General features: G+C 69.5%; 20 protein-coding genes. 14 read left to right on the top strand and 6 right to left on the bottom strand.

Translation table 11 applies throughout. The features are described from left to right. Window positions 1-30: 30 nt before the first annotated feature. Complete coding sequence (locus tag ABT063_RS07705) at window positions 31-819, top strand: phosphatase (RefSeq protein WP_351056281.1); 789 nt, start codon at window positions 31-33, stop codon at window positions 817-819. 28 nt (window positions 820-847) lie between these two features. On the opposite strand, the gene ABT063_RS07700 is transcribed toward ABT063_RS07705, so the two are convergent. From ABT063_RS07700 to ABT063_RS07685, 4 genes are all read right to left on the bottom strand, one after another. Further along, window positions 848-1,315 (bottom strand): hypothetical protein, encoded by a 468-nt coding sequence (locus tag ABT063_RS07700; RefSeq protein ID WP_351056279.1) that lies wholly within the window; start codon window positions 1,313-1,315, stop codon window positions 848-850. Window positions 1,316-1,492: 177 nt separating this feature from the next. Beyond that, window positions 1,493-2,368: an acyl-CoA thioesterase gene (locus tag ABT063_RS07695; RefSeq protein ID WP_351056278.1), complete on the bottom strand. Its 876-nt coding sequence runs from the start codon at window positions 2,366-2,368 to the stop codon at window positions 1,493-1,495. A 34-nt stretch (window positions 2,369-2,402) separates the two neighbouring features. Next, window positions 2,403-3,560 (bottom strand): acyl-CoA dehydrogenase family protein, encoded by a 1,158-nt coding sequence (locus ABT063_RS07690; RefSeq protein WP_351056461.1) that lies wholly within the window; start codon window positions 3,558-3,560, stop codon window positions 2,403-2,405. 100 nt (window positions 3,561-3,660) lie between these two features. Continuing rightward, on the bottom strand, window positions 3,661-4,260 hold the full coding sequence (locus ABT063_RS07685) for an SACE_7040 family transcriptional regulator (RefSeq protein WP_351056277.1): 600 nt from the start codon (window positions 4,258-4,260) through the stop codon (window positions 3,661-3,663). An 85-nt stretch (window positions 4,261-4,345) separates the two neighbouring features. On the opposite strand from ABT063_RS07685, the gene ABT063_RS07680 reads away from it, so the two are divergent. From ABT063_RS07680 to glmS, 13 genes are all read left to right on the top strand, one after another. After that, window positions 4,346-5,962 (top strand): carboxyl transferase domain-containing protein, encoded by a 1,617-nt coding sequence (locus ABT063_RS07680; RefSeq protein ID WP_351056276.1) that lies wholly within the window; start codon window positions 4,346-4,348, stop codon window positions 5,960-5,962. Between the two features lie 14 nt (window positions 5,963-5,976). Continuing rightward, entirely contained in the window at window positions 5,977-8,022 is a 2,046-nt protein-coding gene (locus ABT063_RS07675) for an acetyl/propionyl/methylcrotonyl-CoA carboxylase subunit alpha (RefSeq protein ID WP_351056275.1), read from the top strand. Continuing rightward, window positions 8,019-8,960, top strand: a complete 942-nt coding sequence (locus ABT063_RS07670) for a hydroxymethylglutaryl-CoA lyase (protein ID WP_351056274.1) — start codon at window positions 8,019-8,021, stop codon at window positions 8,958-8,960. The genes ABT063_RS07675 and ABT063_RS07670 overlap by 4 nt, the downstream gene beginning before the upstream one ends. A 6-nt stretch (window positions 8,961-8,966) precedes the next feature. After that, window positions 8,967-10,127 carry an acyl-CoA dehydrogenase family protein gene (locus ABT063_RS07665; RefSeq protein ID WP_351056273.1) on the top strand — a complete coding sequence of 387 codons (1,161 nt, stop codon included), beginning with the start codon at window positions 8,967-8,969 and terminating at the stop codon, window positions 10,125-10,127. Between the two features lie 239 nt (window positions 10,128-10,366). Next, entirely contained in the window at window positions 10,367-11,413 is a 1,047-nt protein-coding gene (locus ABT063_RS07660) for an ABC transporter substrate-binding protein (protein ID WP_351056272.1), read from the top strand. 106 nt (window positions 11,414-11,519) lie between these two features. After that, the gene (locus tag ABT063_RS07655; RefSeq protein WP_351056271.1) at window positions 11,520-12,374 is read left to right on the top strand and encodes a siderophore-interacting protein; all 855 of its coding nucleotides are present in this window, start codon (window positions 11,520-11,522) and stop codon (window positions 12,372-12,374) included. Between the two features lie 163 nt (window positions 12,375-12,537). Next, window positions 12,538-13,980 carry a lysine decarboxylase DesA gene (gene desA / locus ABT063_RS07650; protein ID WP_351056270.1) on the top strand — a complete coding sequence of 481 codons (1,443 nt, stop codon included), beginning with the start codon at window positions 12,538-12,540 and terminating at the stop codon, window positions 13,978-13,980. After that, entirely contained in the window at window positions 13,937-15,241 is a 1,305-nt protein-coding gene (locus tag ABT063_RS07645; RefSeq protein ID WP_502990771.1) for a lysine N(6)-hydroxylase/L-ornithine N(5)-oxygenase family protein, read from the top strand. Before desA ends, ABT063_RS07645 begins: the two co-directional genes overlap by 44 nt. After that, a complete protein-coding gene (locus ABT063_RS07640) occupies window positions 15,238-15,783 on the top strand; it encodes a GNAT family N-acetyltransferase (RefSeq protein WP_351056268.1) in 546 nt (181 codons plus the stop codon). Before ABT063_RS07645 ends, ABT063_RS07640 begins: the two co-directional genes overlap by 4 nt. Further along, the gene (locus ABT063_RS07635; RefSeq protein WP_351056267.1) at window positions 15,780-17,549 is read left to right on the top strand and encodes an IucA/IucC family protein; all 1,770 of its coding nucleotides are present in this window, start codon (window positions 15,780-15,782) and stop codon (window positions 17,547-17,549) included. Before ABT063_RS07640 ends, ABT063_RS07635 begins: the two co-directional genes overlap by 4 nt. Before the next feature lie 81 nt (window positions 17,550-17,630). Continuing rightward, window positions 17,631-18,509 (top strand): DUF4429 domain-containing protein, encoded by an 879-nt coding sequence (locus tag ABT063_RS07630; protein ID WP_351056266.1) that lies wholly within the window; start codon window positions 17,631-17,633, stop codon window positions 18,507-18,509. Window positions 18,510-18,617: 108 nt separating this feature from the next. Continuing rightward, complete coding sequence (locus tag ABT063_RS07625; RefSeq protein ID WP_351056265.1) at window positions 18,618-18,875, top strand: hypothetical protein; 258 nt, start codon at window positions 18,618-18,620, stop codon at window positions 18,873-18,875. 39 nt (window positions 18,876-18,914) lie between these two features. Then, entirely contained in the window at window positions 18,915-20,732 is a 1,818-nt protein-coding gene (gene glmS / locus ABT063_RS07620) for a glutamine--fructose-6-phosphate transaminase (isomerizing) (protein WP_351056264.1), read from the top strand. Between the two features lie 151 nt (window positions 20,733-20,883). Here glmS and ABT063_RS07615 read toward each other — a convergent pair whose 3' ends face one another. Continuing rightward, on the bottom strand, window positions 20,884-21,447 hold the full coding sequence (locus ABT063_RS07615) for a GPR1/FUN34/YaaH family transporter (protein WP_351056263.1): 564 nt from the start codon (window positions 21,445-21,447) through the stop codon (window positions 20,884-20,886). A gap of 150 nt (window positions 21,448-21,597) precedes the next feature. Continuing rightward, window positions 21,598-22,125 (bottom strand): universal stress protein, encoded by a 528-nt coding sequence (locus ABT063_RS07610; protein ID WP_351056262.1) that lies wholly within the window; start codon window positions 22,123-22,125, stop codon window positions 21,598-21,600. Window positions 22,126-22,285: the final 160 nt, after the last annotated feature.

Here is a 22,285-nt window from a genome sequence, read left to right as displayed (position 1 = left end):
CCCACAGTTGTCTGCCTCACAATGGTGAGCATGCCGATACCCGGGACACCCAGCCGCGCCGAGCTCGTCGAGCACCTTGTGAAGACCCGTATCGCGGGTGATGTCGCCACCCCGCGTGAGAACAACCTCTCCCATTACCGCCAGTTGGCCAACGGCGTCCGCAACTTCTGGCTCGGCCTGGAGCTCGGCGACCGCTGGACCGACGAGCAGGACGTGCTCGCGGTGATGGCGGAGCGGGTGGGCGTGAACGACGACCCGGAGTACCGGTACGGCCAGGACACCATCGATCCCGAACTGACCGTCACCGCCCTGGAGCGCATGGCGGGGCGCCTGCGCAAGGCGGCCGACGGGCAGCAGCGGGTCCTCTTCGCGACCGGCCACCCGGGCGGCCTGCTGGACGTGCACCGGGCCACGGCCGACGCGCTGCGGACGGCGGGCTGCGAGATCGTGGTCATCCCGGACGGGCTGCAGACGGACGAGGGATACGTCATGCAGTTCGCGGACGTGGCCGTCCTGGAGCACGGCGCCACGCTGTGGCACACCCACTCCGGCGAGCCGATGAAGGCCATCCTCACCGCCCTGGAGAGCGAGGGCCGCCCGCTGCCCGACCTGGTCGTCGCCGACCACGGCTGGGCGGGCTACGCCGGCCGGCACGGCATCGACTCAGTCGGCTACGCCGACTGCAACGACCCGGCCCTCTTCCTCGCCGAGTCGGAAGGCACCCTCCAGGTGGCGGTCCCCCTCGACGACCATGTGCTCAGCCCGCGCTACTACGACCCGATGACGGCGTATCTGCTGGCAGAGGCGGGGCTGGCGTAGTCCGGCGAGGCGGCCGGGGGCGAGTAGGTCAACTCCGGGTCGTTTTCGGAGTGTCGGCCGCCTCGCCCGGCAGCGTGACGACTCCGCCGATCTCCTGGGTGACACGGGCTTGCCCCTTGAGGAACGCGAGCCGGTTCAGCAGGGTGTATCCCTCGACCAGCACCACCTCGTGGCCGTCGTACGACTCCAGGTTGACGACGGCGGCCTCCACGTGCGCGATCTCGCTGACGAGCATCGGTATGCCGGAGTGGCCGAGGGCGTGTGCGGCGCCGGCGCGCTCGTACAGCACGGGCACGAGCGCGGATCCACTGGCATCGATGACCGTCGATGCGGAGCTGCCGCTCAGCTTGCGCAGCTGCGCCCGGGCGTGAAACGTGACGCGCTCGATCGACGGCAGCTCGTCCATGGTGATCGCGAACGCCGGGGGCGGCTGTGGCGCGGCGTCGGAAGCGGCCCGCCCGGCAGCACGCTTGCTGCGCCTTCCGAAGATCGACATGGAGCGGTGTCTCCTCACGTGGTGAGCCGGCGACAGCGCGGGTCAGATGGCGTGGGGAGACCGAAAGCGACCCTTCTGGGGTGAAGCGCTTTCCATGATAGAGCCAGATTGATCAATGAAATCCGGCCAAAGACTAACGAACATGTGACGGTATGCCGTGAGCCCCGCGGGGGACCGTCAGCGCGGGACGCGCACCACGCCCTCCTGGATCACCGAGATCGCGAGCCGTCCGTCCTGCGTGTAGATGCGGGCCTGGCCGAGGCCGCGGCCGCCGTACGCCGACGGGGACTCCTGGTCGTACAGGAGCCATTCGTCGGCGCGGAACGGGCGGTGGAACCACATCGCGTGGTCGAGGGAGGCGCCGACCACGTCGCCGACGGCCCAGCCGCCGCGGCCGTGCGCGAGCAGGACGGAGTCGAGGAGCGTCATGTCGGAGACGTACGTGGCGAGGACGACATGCAGGAGGGGTTCGTCCACAGCACCGTCGAGTTTGCCGTTGGTGCGGAACCACACCTGGGAGTGCGGCTCGCGCGGCTCGCCGAATCTGCCGTACGGCGGCTCGTCGACGTAGCGCAGGTCGATCGCCTCGCGCGTCTCGATGAACTTTCCGACGACCTCGGGGTCGAGGTGGTCGTAGCCGCGCACCTGCTCCTCGGTGGTGGGCAGCGTGGCCGGGTCGGGTGCGGGCGGCATCGGGGTCTGGTGGTCCAGGCCGTCCTCGTACGTCTGGAAGGACGCGGAGAGATGGAAGATCGGCTGCCCGTGCTGGACCGCGACCACCCGGCGGGTGGTGAAGGAGCGGCCGTCGCGGATGCGGTCCACGGTGTAGACGATGGGCACGCCGGGGTCGCCGGGGCGCAGGAAGTACGCGTGGAGGGAGTGGGCGGGCCGGTCCGCCGGGACCGTCCGTCCCGCGGCGACGAGCGCCTGTGCCGCGACCTGGCCGCCGAAGACGCGCGGGACGACGGCGGCCCGGGACCGGCCGCGGAAGATGTTCTCCTCGATCTGCTCCAGGTCGAGCAGATCGAGGAGACTCTGTAGTGCTTGACTCATGGGTCGGTTGTACCGGCCGGTAATTTCGCCGGCCTTACAGGCCCATGTCCTTCGCGATGATCGTCTTCATGATCTCGCTGGTGCCGCCGTAGATGCGGTTGACGCGGTTGTCCGCGTACAGGCGGGCGATCGGGTACTCGTTCATGAAGCCGTAGCCGCCGTGCAGCTGGAGGCAGCGGTCGATCACGCGGTGGGCGACCTCGGTGCAGAACAGCTTGGCGCTGGCGGCCTCGGCGGGGGTCAGCTCACCGGCGTCGAGGGCTTCGAGCGCGCGGTCGGCGACCGCCTCGGCGGCGTCCACCTCGGCCTGGCAGGCGGCCAGCTCGAACTTGGTGTTCTGGAACGAGGCGACGGGCTTGCCGAAGACGGTGCGCTCCCGCACGTACTCCTTGGCGAACCGGACGGCGGCCTTGGCCTGCGCGTAGGCGCCGAAGGCGATGCCCCAGCGCTCGGAGGCGAGGTTGTGGCCGAGGTAGTAGAAGCCCTTGTTCTCCTCGCCGAGGAGGTCCTCGACGGGGACCTCGACGTCGACGAAGGCGAGCTCGGCGGTGTCGGAGGTCTTCAGGCCGAGCTTGTCCAGCTTGCGGCCGATGGAGTAGCCCTCGGACTTGGTGTCCACGGCGAACAGGGAGATGCCGTGGCGGCGGTCCTCGGCGGTGGGCGCGGCGGTGCGGGCGCAGACGATCACGCGGTCGGCGTGGACGCCACCGGTGATGAAGGTCTTGGCGCCGTTGAGGACGTAGTGCGTGCCGTCGTCGCTCAGCTTGGCGGTGGTCTTCATGCCCGCGAGGTCGGAGCCGGTGCCCGGCTCGGTCATCGCGAGGGCCCACATCTCCTCGCCGGAGACGAACTTCGGCAGGAACCGCTTCTTCTGCTCGTCGGTGGCGAGCATCTTGATGTACGGCAGGCCGAGCAGCACGTGCACGCCGGAGCCACCGAAGGAGACGCCCGCGCGGGCGGTCTCCTCGTACATCACGGCCTCGAACTTGTAGGAGTCGATGCCGGCGCCGCCGTACTCCTCGTCGACGCGGATGCCGAAGACGCCGAGCTCGGCGAGCTTGTAGTAGAAGTCGCGCGGCGCCTGGCCGGCGGCGAACCACTCGTCGTAGACCGGGACCACCTCGGCCTCGATGAAGGCCCGGAGGGTCTCCCGGAACGCCTCGTGATCCTCGTTGAACACCGTACGGCGCACCGCCGCCACCTCCACGTACCTCGCCCTGTCTAAGCGCTTGCTCACTCAAGGTACCGGCGAGTAGAGAAGTGCGTCCAGAGTGATTCGGGGGTAACGCTCGTCACGCCCGCTCCCCCACCGCCCCGAACGCCCCCCGAGCCATCCGATGCAGCAGCTCCGCCGTAGCCCCCCGCCCCGGCAGCACCCCCGCCCGCCCCAGATGCGGCGTCGAGTTGAGCAGCCCGAACACCGAGTGCACCGCCGACCGTGCCGCGGGCTCGGCCAGCCCGGGATACACCTCACGGACCACCCCCACCCACAGCTCGACGTACTGCCGCTGCAACTGCCGCACCAGCTTGCGGTCGCTGTCCCGCAGGCGGTCCAGCTCGCGGTCGTGCAGGGTGATGAGAGGGCGGTCGTCGATCGCGAAGTCGATGTGACCCTCGATGAGCGAGTCGAGGACCTCCTCCGGGCCCACCCCGTCCGCCTCCTGGAGGCGGCGTTTCGCGCCCGTCAGCAGCTGGCCGCTGATGCCGACCAGCAGTTCCGCGAGCATCGCGTCCTTGCCGGGGAAGTGCCGGTAGAGGCCGGGGCCGCTGATGCCGACCGCGGCGCCTATCTCGTCCACTCCGACGCCGTGGAACCCGCGTTCGGCGAAGAGCCGCGCGGCCTCCTTGAGGATCTGCTCGCGGCGGGTGGGGGCGTCGGTTCTGGTGGCCATGGGAGCAATTCTAGACAGGGAGGTTAGCGGTCGTTAACCTGAAGGGAACGCGTTAACGCTCATTAACAAGGTGAGGGGCCGCAGGATGGAGCAGGCACCGGAGCTGACGAGCGCGGCCGACCCCGCGTCGGAGGCCTGGCGGGCCAACGAACAAGCCCACCTCGCACTCGTCGAGGAGCTGCGTGGCAAGCTCACCGCCGCCCGGCTCGGCGGTGGCGAGAAGGCGCGGGCCCGGCACACCGCGCGCGGAAAGCTGCTGCCGCGGGACAGGGTCGACAGCCTCCTCGACCCCGGCTCGCCGTTCCTGGAGCTGGCTCCTCTCGCCGCCGACGGGATGTACGACGGGCAGGCCCCGGCCGCCGGGGTCATCGCCGGGATCGGGCGTGTGAGCGGGCGGGAGTGCGTCGTCGTCGCCAATGACGCGACCGTCAAGGGTGGGACGTACTACCCGATGACGGTGAAGAAGCACCTGCGCGCCCAGGAAGTGGCCCTCGAGAACCGGCTGCCCTGCGTCTACCTCGTCGACTCCGGCGGCGCCTTCCTGCCCATGCAGGACGAGGTCTTCCCCGACCGCGAGCACTTCGGGCGGATCTTCTACAACCAGGCCCGGATGTCCGGCGCCGGGATCCCGCAGATCGCCGCCGTGCTCGGGTCCTGCACGGCCGGCGGGGCGTACGTGCCCGCCATGAGCGACGAGGCCGTCATCGTCCGCGACCAGGGGACCATCTTCCTCGGCGGGCCTCCCCTCGTGAAGGCCGCCACCGGCGAGGTCGTCACCGCCGAGGAGCTGGGCGGTGGAGACGTGCACGCGCGCGTGTCCGGCGTCACCGATCACCTCGCGGAGGACGACGCGCACGCCCTGCGCATCGTGCGGACCATCGCCGCCACGCTCCCCGCGCGCGGGCCGCTCCCCTGGGAGGTCACGCCTTCCACAGAGCCCAAGGTGGACCCGTACGGGCTCTACGGCGCCGTCCCCGTCGACTCCCGCACCCCCTACGACGTGCGCGAGATCATCGCGCGCGTGGTCGACGGCTCCCGTTTCGCCGAGTTCAAGGCCGAGTTCGGGCAGACCCTCGTCACCGGCTTCGCCCGGATCCACGGCCACCCGGTCGGGATCGTCGCCAACAACGGCATCCTGTTCTCCGAGTCCGCCCAGAAGGGCGCCCACTTCATCGAGCTGTGCGACCAGCGCGGGATCCCGCTGGTGTTCCTGCAGAACATCTCCGGCTTCATGGTCGGCAAGGACTACGAGGCCGGCGGCATCGCCAAGCACGGCGCCAAGATGGTCACGGCGGTGGCGTGCACGCGCGTGCCCAAGCTGACCGTCGTGGTCGGCGGGTCGTACGGCGCCGGGAACTACTCCATGTGCGGGCGCGCCTACTCCCCCCGCTTCCTGTGGATGTGGCCCAACGCCAAGATCTCCGTCATGGGCGGCGAGCAGGCCGCGTCCGTCCTCGCGACCGTCAAGCGGGACCAGCTGGAGGCCCGCGGGGAGGCGTGGCCCGCGGAGGACGAAGAGGCGTTCAAGGCGCCGATCCGCGCGCAGTACGAGCGCCAGGGGAACGCCTATTACGCCACCGCCCGCCTGTGGGACGACGGGGTCATCGACCCGCTGGAGACCCGGCAGGTGCTCGGCCTGGCCCTGACCGCCTGCGCCAACGCGCCTCTGGGCGAACCCCAGTTCGGCGTCTTCCGGATGTGAGGGACCTTACGACGATGTTCGACACAGTCCTTGTGGCCAACCGGGGCGAGATCGCCGTCCGCGTCATCCGCACGCTGCGGTCGATGGGCGTGCGCGCGGTGGCCGTCTTCTCCGACGCGGACGCCGACGCCCGGCACGTCCGCGAGGCCGACACGGCCGTACGCATCGGACCGGCGCCCGCGGCCGAGAGCTATCTGTCCGTCGAGCGGATCCTGGAGGCCGCCGCCCGCACGGGCGCCCAGGCCGTGCACCCGGGATACGGCTTCCTCGCGGAGAACGCCGGCTTCGCACGGGCGTGCGCCGACGCGGGCCTCGTCTTCATCGGGCCGCCGGCCGAGGCGATCTCCCTCATGGGCGACAAGATCCGCGCCAAGGAGACGGTGCAGGCGGCCGGGGTGCCGGTGGTTCCCGGGTCCAGCGGCAGCGGCCTGACGGACGCGCAACTGGCCGACGCGGCCCGCGAGATCGGCATGCCCGTGCTGCTGAAGCCCTCCGCCGGTGGCGGCGGCAAGGGCATGCGGCTGGTACGGGACGCGGAGAAACTGGCGGACGAGATCGCCGCCGCCCGCCGCGAGGCACGCGCCTCCTTCGGCGACGACACGCTGCTCGTCGAGCGGTGGATCGACCGGCCCCGGCACATCGAGATCCAGGTCCTGGCGGACGGCCACGGGAACGTGGTGCACCTGGGCGAGCGCGAGTGCTCCCTGCAGCGTCGCCACCAGAAGATCATCGAGGAGGCGCCCTCCGTCCTCCTGGACGAGGAGACCCGCGCGGCCATGGGCGAGGCGGCGGTCCAGGCGGCCCGTTCCTGCGGGTACGAGGGTGCGGGCACCGTGGAGTTCATCGTCCCCGGCGGGGACCCGAAGTCGTACTACTTCATGGAGATGAACACCCGCCTCCAGGTGGAGCACCCGGTCACCGAGCTCGTCACGGGCCTCGACCTGGTGGAGTGGCAGCTGCGGGTCGCGGCGGGCGAGCGGCTGCCGTTCGCGCAGGAGGAGATCCGGCTGACGGGCCACGCGGTCGAGGCCCGTATCTGCGCCGAGGACCCCGCGCGCGGATTCCTGCCCTCCGGCGGCACGATCCTCAAGCTCCACGAGCCCCAAGGCGACGGCGTCCGCACCGACTCCGGGCTCGGCGAGGGCACCGAGGTCGGCAGCTTGTACGACCCGATGCTGTCCAAGGTGATCGCGTACGGGCCGGACCGCGCCACGGCGATCAGGAAACTCCGCGCGGCCCTCGCCAGGACGGTCACGCTGGGCGTGCAGACGAACGCCGGGTTCCTGCGGCGGCTGCTCGCGCACCCGGCGGTGGTCGCGGGGGAGTTGGACACCGGGCTGGTCGAGCGGGAGGCGGAGGGGCTGGTCTCGGCGGACGTACCGGAAGCGGTGTACGCGGCCGCCGCCCTGCTGCGTCAGGCCCGTCTTGTCCCGCGGACGTCCGGCTGGGTCGATCCGTTCTCCGTGCCGGGCGGCTGGCGCCTCGGCGGCGAACACGCCTGGACGGCCCACCACATGCGGGTGCCGGGGCACGACCCCGTGACCGTCCGCGTGCGCGGCACGGCGGACGACGGCGTCGAGCTGCTGCTCGACGGCGAGGAGCGGTCCCTCCGGAGGGCCAAGGGCCTGCCCCCGGGCACGGGACCGGATCTCCGGTTCACGTTCCGGCTCGACGGCGTGGCCCACACCTTCGCCGCCCTGCCGGGAGGCACCTGGCTGGGCCGCGACGGCGACGCCTGGCAGGTGCGCGACCACGACCCGGTCGCCGCGTCGCTGACCCGGGCCGCGCACTCCGGCGCCGACTCGCTCACCGCGCCGATGCCCGGAACGGTGACCGTCGTGAAGGTCGCCGTCGGCGACGAGGTCACCGCCGGTCAGAGTCTGCTGGTCGTGGAGGCGATGAAGATGGAGCACGTCATCTCCGCCCCGCACGCGGGCACGGTCGCCGAGCTGGACGTGGCGCCGGGCACGACGGTCGCGATGGATCAGGTCCTGGCCGTCATCGCACCGCACGACGCCGTCATCGCACCGCAGGAGGAAGAAGGGGTGGCGGCGGAATGACCGTGCAGGGACTCCCCATGACGGTACCGGCGGCGGACCTCCCCGCCCACGTCCGCATCCACGAGGTCGGCGCCCGGGACGGCCTGCAGAACGAGAAGGCGACCGTGCCGACCGAGGTCAAGGCGGAGTTCGTCCGCCGCCTCGCCGACGCCGGCCTGACCACCGTCGAGGCGACCAGCTTCGTGCGTCCCAAGTGGGTGCCCCAACTGGCCGACGCCGAGCAGCTGTTCCCGCTCGTCGCCGGTCTGCCCGTCGCGCTCCCGGTCCTCGTGCCGAACGAACGCGGCCTGGACCGCGCCCTGGCGCTGGGGGCGAACCGTGTCGCGGTATTCGCCAGCGCCACCGAGTCCTTCGCCAAGGCCAACCTCAACCGCACGCTCGACGAGGCGCTGGCGATGTTCGAGCCGGTGGTGGCGCGGGCGAAGGCGGAAGGCGTCCATGTCCGCGGCTATCTCTCCATGTGCTTCGGCGACCCCTGGGAGGGCGCGGTCCCGGTCCCGCAGGTCGTCCGCGTCTGCGAGGCGCTCCTCGACATGGGCTGCGACGAGCTGAGCCTCGGCGACACGATCGGGGTGGCCACACCGGGCCACGTCCGAGCGCTGCTCACCGCGCTCACCGAACAGGACATCCCCGTCGGCGCCCTTGGCGTGCACTTCCACGACACCTACGGCCAGGCACTGGCCAACACCCTCGCCGCCCTCCAGCACGGCGTCACCACGGTCGACGCCTCCGCCGGCGGCCTCGGCGGCTGCCCGTACGCGAAGTCCGCCACCGGAAACCTCGCCACCGAAGACCTTGTGTGGATGCTGCGGGGCCTCGGCATCGACACCGGGGTCGACCTCGGCCGTCTCGTCGCCACAAGCGTGTGGATGGCCGACCGACTGGGCCGACCCAGCCCGTCCCGCACCGTCCGGGCCCTCTCCCACCAGGAGCAGTGAAGAACAATGGACCACCGACTCTCCCCCGAACTCGAAGAACTGCGCCGTACGGTCGAGGAGTTCGCCCACGACGTCGTGGCGCCCAAGATCGGCGAGTTCTACGAGCACCACGAATTCCCGTACGAGATCGTCCGCGAGATGGGCCGCATGGGCCTGTTCGGGCTGCCGTTCCCGGAGGAGTACGGCGGTATGGGCGGCGACTATCTGGCGCTGGGCGTGGCCCTGGAGGAACTGGCCCGGGTCGACTCCTCCGTGGCCATCACCCTCGAGGCGGGCGTCTCGCTCGGCGCCATGCCGATCCACCTCTTCGGCACCGAGGCCCAGAAGCGGGAGTGGCTCCCCCGGCTGTGCACGGGCGAGGTCCTCGGCGCCTTCGGCCTGACCGAGCCCGACGGCGGCTCGGACGCGGGTGCGACGCGTACGACGGCCCGGATCGACCCGGAGACGAACGAGTGGGTGATCAACGGCACCAAGTGCTTCATCACCAACTCCGGTACGGACATCACGGGCCTGGTCACGGTCACGGCGGTGACGGGCCGCAAGCCGGACGGCGGTCCGCGGATCTCGGCGATCATCGTCCCGTCCGGAACCCCGGGCTTCTCGGTCGCGCCCCCGTACTCGAAGGTCGGCTGGAACGCCTCGGACACCCGCGAGCTGTCCTTCTCCGACGTCCGGGTCCCGGCGGCGAACCTGCTGGGCGAGGAGGGCCGGGGCTACGCCCAGTTCCTGCGCATCCTGGACGAGGGCCGCATCGCGATCGCGGCGCTGGCGACCGGCCTGGCGCAGGGCTGTGTGGACGAGTCGGTGAAGTACGCGAAGGAACGCCACGCGTTCGGCCGTCCGATCGGCGCGAACCAGGCCATCCAGTTCAAGATCGCCGACATGGAGATGAAGGCCCACACGGCCCGCCTGGCCTGGCGCGACGCGGCCTCGCGCCTGGTGGCCGGCGAGCCCTTCAAGAAGGAGGCGGCCCTCGCCAAGCTCTACTCCTCCACCATCGCCGTGGACAACGCCCGCGACGCCACCCAGATCCACGGTGGCTACGGCTTCATGAACGAGTACCCGGTGGCCCGCATGTGGCGCGACTCCAAGATCCTGGAGATCGGCGAGGGCACGAGCGAGGTGCAACGGATGCTGATCGCACGGGAGTTGGGGCTGGCGGGCTGAACCGAGACGGATGAGACACGTCTGAACCGCAGCCGCTCACAGGGCACCGCCGGCGACCAGCCGGCGGTGCCCTGTGATTCGGATCACCGTTACGACGGGCATCGCCCCGTGCCGCGAGGGGCACAGGTACCGAGTCCCTGGACAAAATATGAGGTTAGGCTAACCTAAGCTTGATTCCAGCCACTCCCAGGCGCGGACCCCCCAGTGGCCCCACGTACGTACGAAAGCGGATCCATCCCATGCCGAACGCCAGAACCGCCAACTTCTCCCGCCGCGGCCTGCTCGCCACCGGCGGCGCCCTCGGTCTCGGCGCCTTCCTGGCCGCGTGCGGCGACAGCGACTCGAAGGACAGTGGCTCGGACTCGACGGCGGGGGCCAAAGCCTCCGGTCCCTGGTCCTTCAAGGACGACCGCGGCACCACCGTGAAGCTGGACAAGGTCCCCGCGAACATCGTCGCGTTCACCGGCGTCGCCGCCGCCCTCTACGACTACGGCGTCTCGGTCAAGGGCGTCTTCGGCCCGACCAGGACCGCGGACGGCAAGCCCGATGTCCAGGCCGGTGACATGGACATCAGCAAGCTGACGATCCTGGGCAACGCCTGGGACCAGTTCAACGTCGAGAAGTACGCGACTCTCGCGCCCGACGTGCTGATCAGCACGATGTTCGACGACGCCGGCACCCTCTGGTACGTGCCCGAGGCGTCCAAGGACAAGATCGCCCAGCTCGCTCCGAGCGTCGGCATCTCCGTCTACGACCGGCAGCTCACCAAGCCGCTGGAGCGCATGTGGGAGCTGGCCGAGTCGCTCGGCGGCGACATGACGTCCGCCAAGGTGACCGACGCCAAGAAGCGGTTCGAGGAGGCCGCCACCCGGCTGCGCGCGGCCGCCAAGGCGAAGCCCGAGATCAAGGTGATGGCCGGTTCCGCGAGCCAGGAGCTGTTCTACGTCTCCGGCACCAACCTCTCCATCGACCTGGAGTACTTCAAGGCCCTCGGCGTGAACTTCGTCGAGCCGCCGGAGAGCGCCAAGAAGCAGGGCGGTGGCTGGTTCGAGAGCCTGAGCTGGGAGAACGTCGACAAGTACGCGGCCGACATCATCATGATGGACGACCGCTCCTCGACCATCCAGCCGGCCGACATCGCCGAGGCGACCTGGAAGAAGCTGCCCGCGGTCAAGGCCGGGCAGGTCATCGCTCGCTCTCCCGAGCCGATCCTGTCGTACGACAAGTGCGTGCCTCTGGTCGAGAACCTGGCCGAAGCCATCGAGAAGGCGACGAAAGTTAGCTGATTAGGGGTGGCTGAGCTTTGCGGGTGGCTGCCGGCCGTCTGTGGCTGGTCGCGCAGTCCCCGCGCCCCTGGTAGGCATACCTGACGGCGATTCAGGAGTTACCCCCATGACTACGGCTGTAGCCGCCCCGTTCCGTTTCTTCTCCCTCCAGGTCGTGCGGACGAGGCGGCTCGGTCCGTCTCTGGTCCGGGTCACCTTCGGTGGGCCCGAGCTGAAGGACTTTCACTCCGACGGACGGGACCAGTCCCTGTCGTTGTTCCTGCCACAGCCGGGCCAGCCCGAGCCGGTCATCCCGATCGAGCTCGGGGACGGCTGGTGGCAGGGCTGGCGTGAACTCCCGGACGGCGTAAGGGCGGTGATGCGCTCGTACACGCTCCGGGCCCTCAGGCGCGCCCCGGACGAGATCGACATCGACTTCGTCCTGCACGGCGTGGAGCCGGGGGCGGCCATCGCCGCGGGCCCCGCCTCCCGGTGGGCCTCGCGGGCCGCCGCCGGTGACAAGGTCGTGCTGCTCGGTCCGGCGATCGCGGACAACCGGGCGATCCGTTTCCGGCCGCCGGAGGACGCCGATCTCGTGGTCGTCTGGGGCGACGAGACCGCCGTACCCGCCGCCTGCGCCATCGTCGAGTCGCTGCCCGCCGGCACCCGTGCCCGGGTCTGGCTGGAGGTGCCGCACGCCGGCGACATCCAGGACGTTCGGACCGAGGCGGAGGCCGAGATCACCTGGCTCGTCCAGGACGAGGGGGGCGTGGAGAGCTCCCCCATGGCTCTCCACGCGATCCGCTCCGCCGAACTCCCGGACGCCTCGCACCCGTACGTCTGGATCGCGGGCGAGTCCGGGTGCGTGAAGGAGCTGCGCCGGCACTTCGTGCGCGAGCGAGGGATCGACCGCCGCAGAGTCACCTTCGTCGGCTACTGGCGGCAGGGTCTGACCGAGGAGCAGCTGCGCGAGGCGGGGTGACGCACCCCCTCGACCAGTCGGCATCAGGTCTGCGTTCAGAGTGACGGCAGTCACGGCAGGGGCAGGGTTTCGGAAAAGTTAATTAGGTTAGGCTAACCTAAGTTGAGCCGAGGCTCCGCCCCGCTCCCCGCCCCACGGACTGTCCCCACCGGAGGACCCGCACATGCGCTCGCACCTGCTCAACGACACGACCACGGAGCACTACCGCCGCTCCGTGACCGAAGGAATAGAGCGGGTGGCGGCCAAACTCGCCACCACCGTAAGTCCGTTCACCGGCGTCACCGTCGACGCCCTCGCTCCCCGCATCGACGAGATCGACCTCGACAAGCCGCTCCACGACACGGAGGCGGTGCTCGACGAACTGGAGGACGTCTACCTCCGGGACGCGATCTACTTCCACCACCCCCGCTACCTCGCCCACCTCAACTGCCCGGTCGTCATCCCGGCCGTACTCGGCGAGGCGATCCTCTCCGCCGTCAACTCCTCCCTCGACACCTGGGACCAGTCGGCCGGCGGCACCCTCATCGAGCGCAAGCTCATCGACTGGACCACCGCCCGCATCGGCCTCGGCGAGAACGCCGACGGCGTGTTCACCTCCGGCGGCACCCAGTCCAACCTCCAGGCTCTGCTGCTGGCCCGCGAGGAGGCCAAGACCGACAGCCTGGCCGAACTGCGCATCTTCGCCTCCGAGGTCAGCCACTTCAGCGTGAAGAAGTCCGCGCAGCTCCTCGGGCTCGGCCAGGACGCCGTGGTCTCCGTCCCCGTCGGCGCCGACAAGCGCATGCAGACCGTCGCGCTCGCCCACGAGCTGGAGCGCTGCAAGCAGGACGGCCTCGTCCCCATGGCCGTCGTCGCCACCGCGGGCACCACCGACTTCGGCTCCATCGACCCGCTGCCCGAGGTCGCCGAGCTGTGCGAGCAGTACGGCGTGTGGATGCACGTGGACGCCGCCTACGGCTGCGGACTGCTCGCCTCCGTCAAGTACCGGGACCGCATCGACGGCATCGAGCGCGCCGACTCGGTCACCGTCGACTACCACAAGTCCTTCTTCCAGCCGGTGAGTTCCTCCGCCGTCCTGGTCCGGGACGCGGCCACCCTGCGCCACGCCACCTACCACGCGGAGTACCTCAACCCCCGCCGCATGGTGCACGAGCGCATCCCCAACCAGGTCGACAAGTCCCTCCAGACCACCCGCCGCTTCGACGCGCTCAAGCTGTGGATGACCCTGCGCGTCATGGGCGCCGACGGCATCGGGCAGCTCTTCGACGAGGTCTGCGAGCTGGCGGTGGAGGGCTGGAAGCTGCTCGCCGCCGACCCGCGCTTCGACGTCGTCGTCGAGCCGACGCTCTCCACCCTCGTCTTCCGCTACATCCCGGCGGCCGTCACCGACCCGGCCGAGATCGACCGCGCCAACCTCTACGCCCGCAAGGCCCTGTTCGCCTCCGGCGACGCGATCGTCGCGGGCACCAAGGTCGGCGGCCGCCACTACCTGAAGTTCACCCTGCTCAATCCCGAGACGCAGGCGTCCGACATCGCCGCCGTCCTCGACCTGATCGCCGGCCATGCCGAGCAGTACCTGGGAGAGTCCCTTGACCGCGCTTCCTGACACCACGAACAAGACCTACGACTTCGTGGGGATCGGGCTCGGCCCGTTCAACCTCGGCCTGGCCTGCCTCACCGAGCCCATCGACGAACTCGACGGCGTCTTCCTGGAGTCCAAGCCGGACTTCGAGTGGCACGCGGGCATGTTCCTGGACGGCGCCCACCTCCAGACGCCGTTCATGTCGGACCTGGTCACCCTGGCCGACCCGACGTCGCCGTACTCGTTCCTCAACTACCTCAAAGAGCAGGGCCGTCTGTACTCGTTCTACATACGCGAGAACTTCTACCCGCTGCGGGTCGAGTACGACGACTACTGCCGCTGGGCCGCGAACAGGCTGAGCAGCGTCCGCTTCAACACGACGGTCGCCGAGGTCACGTACGAGGACGAGCACTACCTCGTACGCACCGAGGCCCAAGACGTGTACCGCGCCCGTCACCTCGTCCTCGGCACGGGCACACCCCCGTACATCCCCGAGGCCTGCCAGAACCTGGGCGGCGACTTCATCCACAACTCCCGCTACCTGCGGCACAAGCAGGAGCTGCAGCGCAAGGAGTCGATCACGCTGGTCGGCTCCGGCCAGTCCGCCGCCGAGATCTACTACGACCTGCTCAGCGAGATCGACGTCCACGGTTACCGGCTGAACTGGGTCACCCGCTCCCCGCGTTTCTTCCCGCTGGAGTACACCAAGCTCACGCTGGAGATGACGTCCCCGGAGTACATCGACTACTTCCGTGAGCTGCCCGAGGCCACCCGCTACCGCCTCACCGCCCAGCAGAAGGGCCTGTTCAAGGGCATCGACGGCGACCTGATCAACGAGATCTTCGACCTGCTGTACCAGAAGAACCTCGGCGGTCCCGTGCCCACGCGGCTGCTCACCAACTCCTCCCTCACCGGCGCGCGGTACGAGAACGGCACGTACACCCTGTCCTTCCGCCAGGAGGAGCAGGAGAAGGACTACGAGATCGAGTCCCAGGGCCTGGTCCTGGCCACCGGCTACAAGTACGCCGAGCCGGAGTTCCTCGAGCCCGTCCGGGACCGCCTGCGCTACGACTCCCAGGGCAACTACGACGTGGCCCGCAACTACGCGATCGACGTGACGGGCAGAGGCGTCTTCCTGCAGAACGCCGGCGTGCACACGCACAGCGTCACCAGCCCCGACCTGGGCATGGGCCCGTACCGCAACAGCTACATCATCCGCGAGCTGCTCGGCACCGAGTACTACCCGGTCGAGAAGTCCATCGCGTTCCAGGAGTTCGCCGTATGACCTTCACATTCCGCCCGCTCGATCCCCTGAAGGACGCCGAGCTGCTGCACTCCTGGCTCACCCACCCCAAGGCCGCCTTCTGGATGATGCAGGAGGCCAAACTCGAGGACGTCGAGCGCGCCTACATGGAGATCGCGGCCGACGAGCACCAGCAGGCGTACCTCGGCCTGCGCGACGGCGAGCCCGCCTTCCTGATGGAGAAGTACGACCCCGCCCACCGCGAGCTGGTCGGCCTGTACGACCCGCAGCCGGGAGACGTCGGCATGCACTTCCTCGTGCCGCCCACCGACCGGCCCGTGCACGGCTTCACCCGGGCCGTCATCACCGCCGTCATGGCGTACCTCTTCGAGGACCCGGCGGTGGAACGCGTCGTCGTCGAGCCGGACGTGTCCAACAAGGCCGTCCACGCCCTGAACGAAGCCGTCGGATTCGTGCCCGAGCGCGAGATCCAGAAGCCGGAGAAGAAGGCGTTGCTGAGTTTCTGCACACGGGACCACTTCTTCAACAGGCACAGCCTCGCCGCGACGGGGGTGAGCGCATGAGCCTCGCCGACGCCGTGACCCACCTCTCCCCCGAGCGCTGGGAGCAGGCCAACCGCCTGCTGATCCGCAAGGCGCTCGCCGAGTTCGCGCACGAGCGGCTGATCGCGCCGGAGAAGGAAGGCGGTGACTACGTCGTCCGCAGCGACGACGGCCTCACCCGCTACCGCTTCACCGCCACCCGCCGCGCCCTCGACCACTGGCAGGTGGACGCCGACTCGATCACCCGCACCCGGAACAGCGCCGAACTCCCGCTCGCCGCCCTGGACTTCTTCATCGAGCTGAAGCGGACACTGGGCCTGAGCGACGAGATCCTGCCGGTCTACCTGGAGGAGATCTCCTCCACCCTCTCCGGCACCTGCTACAAGCTCACCAAACCGCAGGTCCCGGTCGCCGAGCTCACGAAGAGCGGCTTCCAGGACATCGAGACCGGCATGACCGAGGGCCACCCCTGTTTCGTCGCCAACAACGGGCGGCTCGGCTTCGGGATCCACGAGTACCTGTCGTACGCCCCCGAGACCGCGAGTCCGGTCCGGCTGGTGTGGCTGGCCGCGCACCGCTCACGGGCGGCGTTCACGGCGGGCGTCGGGATCGAGTACGAGTCCTTCCTGCGGGACGAACTGGGCGATGTGACGCTGAACCGTTTCCGCGACACACTCTCGCACCAGGGCCTCGACCCCGCCGACTACCTCCTCATCCCCGTCCATCCCTGGCAGTGGTGGAACAAGCTCACGGTCACCTTCGCCGCCGAGGTCGCTCGTGGCCATCTCGTCTGCCTGGGCGAGGGCGACGACGAGTACCTGGCCCAGCAGTCCATCCGCACCTTCTTCAACCGCTCGCACCCCGAGAAGCACTACGTGAAGACGGCCCTGTCCGTCCTCAACATGGGCTTCATGCGCGGCCTGTCGGCCGCCTACATGGAGGCGACCCCGGCGATCAACGACTGGCTCGACCAGCTGATCGAGGGCGACCCGGTGCTGAAGTCGACGGGCCTGTCGATCATCCGCGAGCGGGCGGCCGTCGGATACCGGCACCTGGAGTACGAGGCGGCCACGGACCGCTACTCGCCGTACCGGAAGATGCTCGCCGCCCTCTGGCGGGAGAGCCCGGTCGCCTCCCTCCAGGACGGCGAGTCCCTCGCCACCATGGCCTCCCTGGTCCACGTGGACCATGAGGGCGCGTCCTTCGCGGGCGCGCTGATCGAGCAGTCCGGGCTGACCCCGAAGGAGTGGCTGCGCCGCTACCTGCGGGCGTACTTCACCCCGCTGCTGCACAGCTTCTACGCCTACGACCTGGTGTTCATGCCGCACGGCGAGAACGTGATCCTGGTCCTGAAGGACGGCGTGGTCCAGCGCGCGATCTACAAGGACATCGCCGAGGAGATCGCCGTCATGGACCCCGACGCGGTGCTCCCGCCCGAGGTGCGGCGCATCCGGGTCGAGGTCCCCGAGGACAAGAAGCTCCTGTCGATCTTCACGGACGTCTTCGACTGCTTCTTCCGCTTCCTCGCGGCGAACCTCGCCACCGAGGGGATCCTGGAGGAGGAGGACTTCTGGCGGACGGTCGCGGAGGCGACGCGCGACTACCAGCACTCGGTGCCCGAACTCGCCGACAAGTTCAAGCAGTACGACATGTTCGCCCCCGAGTTCGCGCTGTCCTGCCTCAACCGCCTCCAGCTGCGCGACAACAAGCAGATGGTGGACCTGGCGGACCCGTCGAGTGCGCTTCAGCTGGTCGGCAACCTGGAGAACCCCATCGCAGGGCTGTAGACACCGCCCCCACAGACAGACGGGCACCCCGGAGTACGGTCCTCCGAGGTGCCCGTCGCCCCAGGGTGAAACAATCCTTCCATGGCGGAAATCCTCCAGAAGGACGGCACTTGGACCTTCGACGGCGATGCCCTGCGACTGACCCCCGGGCGGGACAAGAACGTCAGCCTGTTCCGCAAAACGCTCGGTGAACTCACTGTCCCGCTGGGAGCGTTGGCGGGGATCTCGTTCGAGCAGGGCAAGAAGACCGGGCGGTTGAGGCTGCGGCTGCGCGACGGTTCCGATCCGCTGCTGCACGCGACCGGCGGCCGGCTCACCGAGCCGCACGACCCGTACCAGCTGACCGTAGAGTCCGACCGCTACGGCGTCGCCGAGTACTTCGTGGACGAGGTCCGCGACGCCCTGCTTCTGGACCAGGTCCCGGCCGACCCGGTGGACACGTATCTGCTGCCGGGCCCGGCGGTACCGCTGTCGGTCTCCGCCGGGGACGGCACCGCGCGCTTCGACGGCGAGCGCGTCCGCCTGGACTGGAACTGGAAGACCGAGGACGCCAAGGCCGCCGCCGGCAGTCGCGTTTTCGTACTGGCCGACATCTCCGCCGTGGAGTGGCAGCCGGCGGTCGGCCTGGAGAACGGCTACCTCCGCTTCACCGTGCGGAACGCCCCGACCAAGGCCCCGCCCAAGTACGACCCCAATTCCGTGGAGCTGTGGGGCTTCAAGAAGGACCCGCTGATGGCCCTGGTCGCGGCGGCCGTCCAGGCCCGCCTCCCGCATCCGGCAGCGGCGGCCCCGAAGGACGTACGACCGCCGCGGCCCGAGCCGACTGCCCCGTCCACCGGCGAGGACGACCACGACGCGCTGCTGCGCCGGTTACGGGAGCTCGGCGAGCTGCACCGCACCGGCGTGCTGACGGACGAGGAGTTCGCGATGGCCAAGCAGGCGATCCTCAAGAGGATGTAGGGAGGCGTGCGAGGTGGAGGGCAGTAGGCGATAGCATTCCAACACGCCCCTGCCCGAAGTCGGGCAGAATTCTTGCGAAAGTGCCGCTGGTGCTCCAGGATCTACCGGGTGCACGAGGAACTTGTCGATCATCTGACGCGGTCCACGCCCCTCAGCCGGGGCGAGGCGCTGCGTGTGATCCAGGACGTGCTCGCCTACTTCGACGAGACGACCGAGGACTACGTCCGTCGCCGCCACCGCGAGCTGCAGGCCCAGGGCCTGGTGAACGCGACGATCTTCGAACGGATCGGGGCGGACCTGAAATACCGGGCGGTGGCACCGCCGGAGCTCACGCTCCGGCAGCTGCGCCGCATGGTCTACGGCTGATCCATCGAAATACTGCGAAACGCTGAGGAATACCTATATATGTGCGGAATCGTCGGTTACATCGGGAAGCGCGACGTGGCGCCCCTGCTGCTGGAGGGTCTCCAGAGGCTGGAGTACCGGGGCTACGACTCGGCGGGCATCGCCGTCACGTCGCCGAAGACGTCCGGCCTGAAGATGGTCAAGGCCCAGGGCCGCGTCCGCGATCTGGAGGCGAAGGTCCCGGCGCGCTTCAAGGGCACGACCGGCATCGCCCACACCCGCTGGGCCACCCATGGCGCCCCCTCCGACGTGAACGCCCACCCGCACCTCGACGCCGAGGGCAAGGTCGCCGTCGTCCACAACGGCATCATCGACAACGCCTCCGACCTGCGCCGCAAGCTGGAGGCGGACGGTGTCGAGTTCCTCTCCGAGACCGACACCGAGGTCCTCACCCACCTCATCGCCCGCTCCCAGGCCGTCAAGCTGGAGGACAAGGTCCGCGAGACCCTGCGGGTCATCGAGGGCACGTACGGCATCGCCGTCCTGCACGCCGACTTCCCCGACCGGATCGTCGTCGCCCGCAACGGCTCCCCGGTCGTCCTCGGCATCGGCGAGAAGGAGATGTTCGTCGCCTCGGACATCGCCGCCCTGGTCGCCCACACCCGCCAGATAGTCACGCTGGACGACGGCGAGATGGCCACCCTCAAGGCCGACGACTTCCGCACCTACACCACCGAGGGCACGCGGACGACCGCCGAGCCGACCACCGTGGAGTGGGAGGCGGCCTCCTACGACATGGGCGGCCACGACACCTACATGCACAAGGAGATCCACGAGCAGGCCGACGCCGTGGACCGTGTGCTGCGCGGCCGCATCGACGACCGCTTCTCCACCGTGCACCTCGGCGGCCTCAACCTGGACGCCCGCGAGGCGCGCCAGATCCGCCGCGTGAAGATCCTCGGCTGCGGCACCTCGTACCACGCGGGCATGATCGGCGCGCAGATGATCGAGGAACTGGCCCGCATCCCCGCGGACGCCGAGCCGGCCTCGGAGTTCCGCTACCGCAACGCGGTCGTGGACCCCGACACCCTCTACGTCGCCGTGTCGCAGTCCGGTGAGACGTACGACGTCCTGGCGGCCGTCCAGGAGCTGAAGCGCAAGGGTGCGCGGGTGCTGGGCGTGGTGAACGTCGTCGGCTCGGCGATCGCCCGCGAGGCCGACGGCGGTATCTACGTCCACGCGGGCCCGGAGGTCTGCGTCGTCTCGACGAAGTGCTTCACGAACACGACGGTCGCCTTCGCGCTACTGGCTCTCCACCTCGGGCGCACCCGCGACCTCTCCGTCCGCGACGGCAAGCGGATCATCGAGGGCCTGCGGAAGCTGCCCGGCCAGATCTCCGAGATGCTGGAGCGGGAGGAGGAGATCAAGAAGCTGGCCCAGGAGTACGCCGAGGCCCGCTCGATGCTCTTCATCGGCCGCGTCCGGGGCTACCCGGTGGCCCGTGAGGCCTCCCTGAAGCTCAAGGAGGTCTCGTACATCCACGCCGAGGCCTACCCGGCCTCCGAGCTCAAGCACGGCCCGCTGGCACTGATCGAGCCCGCTCTGCCGACGGTCGCGATCGTCCCCGACGACGACCTGCTGGAGAAGAACCGCGCCGCCCTGGAGGAGATCAAGGCCCGCAGCGGCAAGATCCTCGCGGTGGCCCACCAGGACCAGGAGAAGGCCGACCAGACGATCGTCGTCCCGAAGAACGAGGACGAACTGGACCCGATCCTCATGGGCATCCCCCTCCAACTCCTCGCGTACCACACGGCCTTGTCCCTGGGCAGGGACATCGACAAGCCGAGGAACCTCGCCAAGTCGGTGACGGTCGAGTAAAACCGCCCTTTTAGGGGCGCGGGGAACTGCGCGACAAGCCCCCACGCACCCGCAGAGGCCGACCAAAGAGGACGGACCCCCCACGTGTGGCCACCAACCACGGGGGGTCCGTTCTCATCACCGGGGGCCGCCCAACCCCCGGCCTGCGCAGCTAACCGGTAGCCGTCACCCTCCGGCCGGCAGCGCGTCGCGGAAGTGCGGTCGGCCAATGGGCCAGCGCGGCTGTGGCCGCGTACCACGCCACCGCCCCCGCCGCCACGGCGAACCACCCGCCGACCTTGGCAAGGCCGTCGTTCTCCGCGAAATTGGCGATCGCGAGGAGCAGCAGGGACACGAAGAACAGCCCGTACATGCCCTTGCCGAGCTGGTCGCCGCCGGCCACGGCGAGGGACAGCGCCACGAGGGCGAAGAGCAACAGGAACAGTCCGGCCGCGTTGGCGGAGACCTGGCCGTCGGCAGAGACAGCCCAGGTGAACCAGAGCGCACCGAGCGCCGAGAAAGCCGTACCACCGACGGCGTCACGGTCGCGGAACGCCATGAGGCCGGCGACGAAGAGGGCGACTCCGCCCACGTACTGCGCGATCGAAACGGCATCCGCTGCCGTCACGCCGTCGATCACTTCGGTGTACCCGAGGCCGAAGGCCAACAGGGTGATGCCGAGAGCGAGTCGGCCGACGATCGTGGTGGTGCTTCCCGCGGAGACGTCGTTGTCCACGGCGGGCTCCCTTCATGCATGTGCAGTTGTGCGGTGACCGGTATATGCCCTTCACAAAGGCACAAACACCTCTACGCGCGAGTAGATTTATGCGGCGCACAAAGGGAGTTGGCCGTACCCAGGCCGCATCTCACCAGGGAGAACGGCGAGTTACGGAATGACAACGACGGGCCGCTTCGCCCGCTTGGCGAGCCGCCCCGCGACGGAGCCGAAGATCCGGCCCACGAGGCCGTGCGTGGAGCCGACGACGATCGCGTCCGCCTCGTACTCCCGGCCCACCTCTTCGAGCTCGTGGCAGATGTCGCCGCCGCGCTCGACGAGGACCCAGGGCACCTCGGTGAGGTAGTCCGCACAGGCGAGCTCGAGGCCGAGCACCTCGGTGCGGTGATCGGGCACGTCGACGAAGACCGGCGGCTCGCAGCCCGCCCACACGGTGGTGGGCAGCCGGTTGGCGACATGGACGATGATCAGGCCCGACCCGGAGCGATGGGCCATACCGATGGCGTACGCGAGGGCGCGCTCACTGGATGTGGAGCCGTCGAAGCCCACGACGACACCGTGCTTGAAGGCGGGGTCGCAGGACTGGCGTGGCTCTTCCGCCGCGAGGGGATCGGCCGCCGTCGGGTCGGCGACCGGCCGCTTGCGGTCCGCGGGTTCGAAGAATTCGTGACCGGCCATGGCTGTCTCGGCGTTGTGATCCTTGATCGGATGGGACGACAGTGTGCGGCTGAGCTGTGTCCGGGAATCATCTTCCCAACCCCATACCCCCAAGGGTACGGCGGCACGCCTCCTTAGCCCAGATCCCGCCCACGGTGCGTGGGGATTCCAGGGAGCATGC

The sequence above is a fragment of the Streptomyces sp. NPDC002838 genome, from assembly GCF_040295365.1.
In the GTDB taxonomy this organism is placed as follows: Bacteria; Actinomycetota; Actinomycetes; order Streptomycetales; family Streptomycetaceae; genus Streptomyces.
The sequence above is the reverse complement of the archived record's forward strand: the minus strand, read 5'-3'. Positions and strand labels throughout refer to the sequence as shown.